General features: G+C 62.1%; 7 protein-coding genes and 2 pseudogenes. 6 read left to right on the plus strand and 3 right to left on the minus strand.

Annotated elements, in window-relative coordinates:
* The first annotated feature begins 27 nt into the window (after nucleotides 1–27).
* Both QZ213_RS21765 and QZ213_RS21770 read left to right on the plus strand, forming a co-directional pair.
* A pseudogene (locus QZ213_RS21765) lies at nucleotides 28–307 on the plus strand (hypothetical protein).
* Nucleotides 308–344: 37 nt separating this feature from the next.
* Nucleotides 345–1,133 carry an ABC transporter permease gene (locus tag QZ213_RS21770; RefSeq protein ID WP_291688164.1) on the plus strand — a complete coding sequence of 263 codons (789 nt, stop codon included), beginning with the start codon at nucleotides 345–347 and terminating at the stop codon, nucleotides 1,131–1,133.
* Between the two features lie 99 nt (nucleotides 1,134–1,232).
* Here the strand turns inward: QZ213_RS21770 and QZ213_RS21775 are convergent, their stop codons facing one another.
* Nucleotides 1,233–1,763 carry a cupin domain-containing protein gene (locus QZ213_RS21775; RefSeq protein ID WP_291688159.1) on the minus strand — a complete coding sequence of 177 codons (531 nt, stop codon included), beginning with the start codon at nucleotides 1,761–1,763 and terminating at the stop codon, nucleotides 1,233–1,235.
* Between the two features lie 150 nt (nucleotides 1,764–1,913).
* Here QZ213_RS21775 and QZ213_RS21780 point away from each other — a divergent pair, with 150 nt between their 5' ends.
* The 3 genes from QZ213_RS21780 to QZ213_RS21790 are packed head-to-tail and all read left to right on the plus strand — an operon-like array spanning nucleotide 1,914 to nucleotide 4,658.
* Nucleotides 1,914–2,942 carry an ABC transporter substrate-binding protein gene (locus tag QZ213_RS21780; protein ID WP_291688160.1) on the plus strand — a complete coding sequence of 343 codons (1,029 nt, stop codon included), beginning with the start codon at nucleotides 1,914–1,916 and terminating at the stop codon, nucleotides 2,940–2,942.
* 15 nt (nucleotides 2,943–2,957) lie between these two features.
* Complete coding sequence (locus tag QZ213_RS21785; RefSeq protein ID WP_291688161.1) at nucleotides 2,958–3,656, plus strand: NUDIX hydrolase; 699 nt, start codon at nucleotides 2,958–2,960, stop codon at nucleotides 3,654–3,656.
* A 48-nt stretch (nucleotides 3,657–3,704) separates the two neighbouring features.
* Nucleotides 3,705–4,658, plus strand: a complete 954-nt coding sequence (locus QZ213_RS21790; RefSeq protein ID WP_291688162.1) for a polyphosphate kinase 2 family protein — start codon at nucleotides 3,705–3,707, stop codon at nucleotides 4,656–4,658.
* A 114-nt stretch (nucleotides 4,659–4,772) separates the two neighbouring features.
* Here QZ213_RS21790 and QZ213_RS21795 read toward each other — a convergent pair whose 3' ends face one another.
* Nucleotides 4,773–5,027, minus strand: a complete 255-nt coding sequence (locus tag QZ213_RS21795) for a hypothetical protein (protein ID WP_291688163.1) — start codon at nucleotides 5,025–5,027, stop codon at nucleotides 4,773–4,775.
* Between the two features lie 200 nt (nucleotides 5,028–5,227).
* Complete coding sequence (locus tag QZ213_RS21800) at nucleotides 5,228–5,512, minus strand: GlsB/YeaQ/YmgE family stress response membrane protein (RefSeq protein WP_291688165.1); 285 nt, start codon at nucleotides 5,510–5,512, stop codon at nucleotides 5,228–5,230.
* A 1,161-nt stretch (nucleotides 5,513–6,673) separates the two neighbouring features.
* Between QZ213_RS21800 and QZ213_RS21805 the strand changes: the two are divergent.
* Nucleotides 6,674–7,396, plus strand: a pseudogene (locus tag QZ213_RS21805) (2-isopropylmalate synthase); the annotation flags it as partial.

Consider the following 7,396-nt stretch of genomic DNA (forward strand, 5'->3'; position numbering starts at 1 on the left):
CGCCCGCCCGGCGGCGTCATCCACTGGGTGGCCTATGGCATTCCAGTCTCGGTCACCGGCTTTGCCGAGGGCGAAGTTTCGAAACCGAGCGAGAAATATGTCGCCGGCATCGGCACCAACAAGTTTTCCACCTACACCGGCCCGTGCACGCCGGCGCCCGCTGCATCACTACACCTTCACGCTGATGGCCACCGATCTCGAGCCGGCGGCGCTGCAGCCCGGCCTGACCCGCGACGAGCTGATCAAGGCGCTGGAAGGCCACGCCAAGGCTGCGACCGGCCTGATCGGTACGTTCTCGAAGCCATGATGCGGGGATGCCTCACACCGAGAGATGGATCGTGCCCATGTCGCGCCTGACGCTTCTCGGTCTTCAACTGCTCGTCGCCGTCGTCGCGCTGGGAGCGTGGCAGTTTTTCGCTACCGTGCCGGTGTTCGGCCGAATGCTGTTGCCGCCGTTCTTCTTTTCCAATCCGGTTGATGTCGGCAGCCAGATCCTCGACTGGTTCCGCACCGGCGTGATCTGGAAGCATCTTTTGATTACGCTCTGGGAATCGATGCTGGCTTTCGCGATCGGATCGCTCGGCGGCGTACTGGTCGGTTTCTGGTTCGCGCGCCAGCCGCTGGTCGCCGCCGTGTTCGACCCCTATGTAAAGATGGCCAACGCACTGCCGCGCGTCGTGCTGGCGCCGATCTTCACGCTGTGGCTGGGCCTGGGCATCTGGTCGAAGGTCGCGCTCGGCGTCACCTTGGTGTTCTTCATCGTGTTCTTCAACGTCTACCAGGGCGTCAAGGAAGTCAGCGGAACGGTGCTGGCCAATGGCCGCATGCTCGGCATGAGCGAGCGGCAGCTGATGCGGCACGTGTACTGGCCCTCGGCGCTGTCATGGATGTTCTCCTCGCTGCATACCTCGGTCGGCTTTGCGGTGGTCGGCGCCGTGGTGGGCGAGTATCTCGGCTCGGCCGCCGGGCTCGGCTATCTGATCCAGCAGGCCGAAGGCGTGTTCGACGTCGCCGGGGTGTTTGCCGGCATGTTCGTGCTGTCGGCCTTCGTCATCCTGATCGATCTCGCCGTGACCGCGGTCGAGCGGCGGCTGCTGGTCTGGCGGCCGGACGCGGCGGAGGGGCGGGGGTAGGTGTCATTCCGGGGCGCGCGAAGCGCGAACCCGGAACCTCGAGATTCCGGGCTCGCCCGCTTCGCGTGCGCCCCGGAATGACGGCGCGAAGACGCGCCGTCAGTTCAGCAGCTTGATGTCTTCGGGCGTCTGCGGCGGCGTCTTGATGGCGATGGCTTTCAGCGTCCGGCCGTCCGGCTTGCTACCTCCGTGCGGGGTGCCATGGGGGATAATGACGAGGTCGCCCGGCTTGACCTTCACTTCCTTGTCGCCGAGCCAGATTGTCCCGGTGCCTTCTAGAATGTATTGGATCTCGTTGGCGTTGGGATGCAAATGCTTGGGCGTGTTGCCGTCCTGTATTGCGACAGTAGCGCCGTCGACGGAGACGAACATCTTGTTGCGCATCCCATTGGCTGCGGCCGGGCTAAGCGCATCTCCTTCCAATTCGCCGGTATGAATGATCTGCGCCGCGATGTTCTCGGCGGCGGCGCGAGCCGGCTGCATCGAATGGGTCACGGCGCAGCCGGCGGCGAATGCCGCGGCGATGGTCAGAGTCGTAGCGATGCGGTTCATGGATTTTCCTCCCCCGGGGGCATTTTTTGTGAGCGGCATGCTATGTCGCGAATCCGCGCTTGGCCAGCGCGCGAACATGCAGCCCCACTGGTCCGGCCAAAAAAATCCTGCGCGGGCGGCGGAATAAAAGTCGACCGGATTTTTTCAGCGCTGACGCTCCGGCGACCAAAGTCGCCTTCTCAACCGGTTTGCGCTGCACTATGTTGGCGCTAACGAATGGAGGAAATGATGAGGAAATTATTGGGCCGGCTGGCCGCGACGCTGTTGGCGCTGGTGATGACATCCGGTCTTGCCGCAGCGCAAACCAAGATCACCGTCGCGGTCGGGGGCGGCGCCTGCCTGTGCTATCTGCCGACCGTGCTGGCCCAGCAGCTCGGCGAATTCGACAGAGCCGGCCTGGCGGTCGAACTGGTCGATCTCAAGGGCGGCTCGGACGCGCTCAAGGCCGTGCTCGGCGGCAGCGCCGACGTGGTTTCGGGCTATTTCGACCACTGCGTCAATCTCGCCGCCAAGAAGCAGGAGCTGCAGTCGTTTGTAGTCTATGACCGCTACCCCGGCCTCGTCCTGGTGGTATCGCCCTCGCACAATGGCGAGATCAAATCGATCAAGGATCTCGCAGGCAAGAAGGTCGGCGTCAGCGCGCCGGGTTCCTCGACCGACTTCTTCCTCAAATATCTCCTGAAGAAGAACGGCCTCGATCCGGCCGGCGTATCCGTGATCGGCGTTGGTCTCGGCGCCACTGCGGTGGCGGCGATGGAGCAGGGCCAGATCGATGCGGCCGTGATGCTGGATCCCTCGGTGACCGTGCTGCAGGGCAGCCATCCGGACCTGCGCATCCTCTCCGATACGCGCACGCAGAAGGATACGCTCGGCGTGTTCGGCGGCGAATATCCGGGCGGCGCGCTCTACTCGACCGCCGCGTGGGTTGCCTCGCACGAGAAGGAGGTGCAGGCGCTGACCAACGCGATCGTCAACACGCTGGCCTGGATCCATTCGCACTCCGCGGAGGATATCATGGCCAAAATGCCGCCGGAAATGGTCGGCAAGAACAAGGAGCTTTATCTCGCCGCGCTCAAGAACACGATCCCGATGTATTCGGAAACCGGCAAGATGGATCCCAAGGGCGCCGACGCCGTGCTCGCGGTGTTCAGCGAGAGTTCGCCTGAAGTCGCCAAGGCCAATGTCGACGTCAGCAAGACGTTTACCAACAAATTCGTCGAGCAGGCCAGGAAGACGACGGGGATGAATGCCAAATAGATCCGATTGGGCGGCATGACGCAGCCGTTGATTCATCGCGTCACGACGCTCGATCTGGCATTTGAGCCCCGGCCGTGGCCGTTCGCGGACGAGCGGCGGGCCGAAATATCAGCGCATTTCGCGGTCAAGCAGCGCGAGAAGCCGATCTGGAACGGCCGCATCCTCTTGGGGCGCGATCCCGTCTTCACCGGCGAGCGATTACGCGCCAGCTATTTTGAGGCCGATTTCGCCAGCTTCCTGGCGTGGCGCGACTGGGGCTTTCCCGACGCCTCGGTCTTCAACGGCTTCGGGATGGGCGCGCTGCGCAGTTCCGACGGCGCGTTCGTCCTCGGCGAAATGGGCCAGCACACCTCGAATGCCGGCCGCATCTATTTTCCATCGGGAACGCCCGACCTCGACGATATCAGGGGCAACGCGGTCGATATTGCCGGCAGCGTCGCCCGCGAAGTCCTGGAGGAAACCGGTCTTGCGCCTGCGGATTATCACCCCAGCGCGCATTGGGATTGCGTGGTCTCGGGCGCCGCGGTTGCGATGATCCGGATATTGGATGTCGATCTCACCGGCGAAGCGCTGCGCGCCCGGATCGAGGCCAATCTGGCCCTGCAGCACCAGCCCGAACTTTCGGCGATTCATCTGGTGCGCGAGAGGGGCGACCTCACGGCGGCGATGCCGCGCTTTGTCGCCGCGTTTGTCGAAGCGCAGATGCGTGGTTAGATTTTGTTACCAAGAGAACTGCCAAGGGAACAAAGGGTGTCGCCCGTCATGAGCAAGAAACCTTCGCCGTCGCTGGCCGCTGAGCTGAAGCCCTTTGTCGCGCCGTTCCGCTTCGACGGATCGGGCAAGTTTCATCTCCGGTCGCACAAGACCGACGAGAAGGGCGGTCTCGACAAGGACAAGGCCGAGAAGATCCTCGAAGCCAACCGGGAGCGGCTGAACGATTTTCAGGAACGGCTCTACGCCCAGGATCGCTGGTCGGTGCTGGTGATCCTGCAGGGCATGGACGCGGCCGGCAAGGACAGCGCCATCAAGAGCATCTTCGAGGGCGTCAACCCGCAGGGCTGCGAGGTCTATTCGTTCAAGCAGCCGACCTCCCACGAACTCGACCACGATTTCATGTGGCGCTGCATGACCGCGCTGCCGGAGCGCGGCCGCATCGGCATCTTCAACCGTTCCTATTACGAGGAATGCCTGGTGACGCGGGTGCACCCGGAATTCCTCGCGCAGGAGAAGATCCCGCCCAAACTGATGACCAAGAACATCTGGCGCGATCGGTTCGAGGATATCTCGGCGATCGAGCGTTACCTCGCGCGCAACGGAACGGTGATCCTGAAATTCTTCCTCAACCTCTCCAGGGAGGAGCAGCGCGCGCGGTTTCTCGACCGGCTGGACCAGCCTGCGAAGAACTGGAAATTCTCGATGAACGATATCAAGGAGCGCGCGCTGTGGCCGAGATACATGGCGGTGTATCAGGATATCGTCCGGCATACCTCGACGGCGCTGGCGCCATGGTACGTGGTGCCGGCCGATCACAAATGGTTCGCCAGGGTGGTGATCGGATCTGCCATCGTCAGTGCGCTGGAAAATCTCGATCTGCACTTTCCGCGCGCCGACAAGGCGTCGCTGCGGGAGTTCGAGCAAGTGCGCGAGGCGCTGGAGAACGAAGGCAAGGGGCGGAAGAAGGCGAAGGTTGCGAAACGGGCGGGGAAGGGCAGCTAAGCCGGAGCCCGATGGTCAATGGACAGGCCACGCGTTTTCTTTTCGCGCATCGGGATCCACTTCGATCGAAAACGCTATAGGCCCGGTGTTATCTGATCGCTACGCAGCGAAAAGCTAGACCTGACTGCGATCGCCGGCCGAGCCTGCCATCGCACTTTCGGTTTTCGGCCGTGCGTCAAGTGTCATCCGTATCTCTTTGGCGCTCGTCAGCGCCCGGCGGATATTTTTATCTTCCGAAGCGCTGTCAAACGTAATCAACCGGTTGCAGTGCTGGCAGTTGGTCTGGAAACCGTTGCGGACCTTCTGCGCCCGCTCTCTGAATACCTGCGAGCATTTCGTGCATTTGATTTTCACTTTTTCTTCGGTCATGACTGCCCCTGACTGAATGCGGGCAGTCTGCTTTGCGCGGCTTAAGGACCGGTGTCCGGTTTTGCTAAAACGCTAATGAAATTACAGCGGCATTAAGAGCTAAATTGCCCGCACCGTGAGCGACCGGGGAGGGGTGATTTGCCCGACGGGCCGGTTTTGCGATGTATTGCCCAGCCCTGTTGCGCCTGCAAACGCAGGGCTCAGCTCCAGCGGCGTCTTCGGCCCCAGCCGCCGCCCACCAATCTCAGGATCAGCAGAAGGACCACGGCGCCGATAAAGGCGTTGAGGATCAGCGCGACAATTCCTGCCCCGAGGTGGATACCAAGCCGCGGCAGCAGCCAGTCACCGATAAACGCGCCGACCAGACCGACCAGCAAATCACCGATCAATCCAAAACCGCCACCGTCCATCACCCTGCCTGCCAGCCATCCGGCGACAATTCCAACGATGATGATGACCAGAAGACCCTGATTGGACAGGTGCATGACCTTGCCTCCGACGAGATGATGGTTGGCTAATGCCGATTGATGATAATGGTTCCCTCGCGCCGCATGTCGGCTTCTGGCGCCGGACGAAGCAACATAATAAGCCGTCATTCCGGGGCGCGCGTAGCGCGAACCCGGAATCCATAACGCCCATTTGTGGTTATGGATTCCGGGCCTGCGCCGAGAGGCGCATCCCGAAATGACGGCGCAGGAAATAAACCGTCGTCGGCTCGATCAGACAACCCGACGAGCAAATCACCGGCTTGTTTTGTGCCGTGCCTGTCCAGCCCCCTTTGCAAAAATATTTTCGTTCACGTCTGACGCAAATCACTTTCATGTCCCCGCCGTCCGATCCCGAAAGAGGGGCGTTGGCCATCGTCACGAACGTTGGGATTGGATGCGGTGGACGCTGATGCGTTTTTGACGAACGACGCTTGAGGCGGACGGTGAAGTCGTGTGGTCCTGACGCCCCGATGCTGGCGTCAAGCTCTTGAGAAGCAAGCTTCTCAGGGGCGACGGTGGCAAAAAAGCCCGGTCGCCGAGGAGAGCGCGAAGGAACCCGTTAAAACCATTGCGCGGGGAATGCCGGGTGGTTCCGGTGTGACCTGACTAACGCGTGTGCTTACACCCACTACCTCCTGCACACGCGGCTTGCGGGCGCATCGGGCGCCCGGCATTCCCTGCGCCCTCTGATCGAAAGAGGGCGGAACCGGCAGGACAAACCTCGGGCGCGTGGCGCCGCGAGATCGCTATCGTATGGGCGAGGAAAGCCTCGTCCGGTTAGGTCAGCCTCGCTGACCATCCTTTGGGTTGATCATCTTTTGGCGTTGCGGCTTCCGGTATTTCTCGTCTAGAACAGGCTTGGAAGCGCCCCGCCGGCAATAAACCGTCAATGGTTTTAGCCGAGGATCGGGCTTCCAAAGGGTCTGGCAATGCTGATTCGCAGCTGTTTGTTCGGAGTTCACGGGAAAGCGGCCTTTGCCGCCGGTCCCGAAGCGATTCCGGCTGCGTCCTTGCCCACCCGGCTTCTTGGCGGGCTTCTGCTTCTTATCTGCCCCTGAGGGCCGTCTGGGCGTTGGCGCCTGGGCACTCAGGGGTTGCGCGAGATCACCAGATCCCCTTCAGCGCTCCGAGCAGCGCTCCACCTAAAGGAATTTCGAAATGACCACCGTCAACAAGTCCGACAAGGACCGCGTCATCATATTCGACACCACCTTGCGCGACGGCGAACAGTGCCCCGGCGCCACCATGAGTTTCGAGGAGAAGATCGAGGTCGCCGAAATGCTCGACGACATGGGCGTCGACGTCATCGAGGCCGGCTTTCCCATTACCTCGGAAGGCGACTTCCAGGCGGTCAGCGAGATCGCAAGGCGTTCCAAGAACTCGGTGATCGCGGGCCTGTCGCGCGCCAATCCGAAGGACATCGACCGCTGCGCGGAAGCCGTGAAGTTCGCCCGGCGCGGCCGTGTCCACACCGTGATCGCGACCTCGCCGCTGCACATGCGCGTCAAGCTGAACATGACGCCGGAGCAGGTGATGGAGCTCTCGATCGCCAACGTCACCCGCGCGCGCAACCAGATCGACGACGTCGAATGGTCGGCCGAAGACGCCACCCGCAGCGAGATGGACTACCTCTGCCGCATCGTCGAGGCCGTGATCAAGGCCGGCGCGACCACGGTCAATATTCCCGACACCGTCGGCTACACCACGCCCGAGGAATATGCCCGCTTCATGCGCACGCTGATCGAGCGGGTGCCGAACTCCGACAAGGCGGTGTTCTCGGTGCACTGCCACAACGATCTCGGCATGGCGGTGGCGAATTCGCTGGCCGGCATCGCCGGCGGCGCGCGGCAGATCGAATGCACCGTCAACGGCATCGGCGAG

The organism is Bradyrhizobium sp., assembly GCF_017881085.1.
Taxonomy (GTDB): domain Bacteria; phylum Pseudomonadota; class Alphaproteobacteria; order Rhizobiales; family Xanthobacteraceae; genus Bradyrhizobium.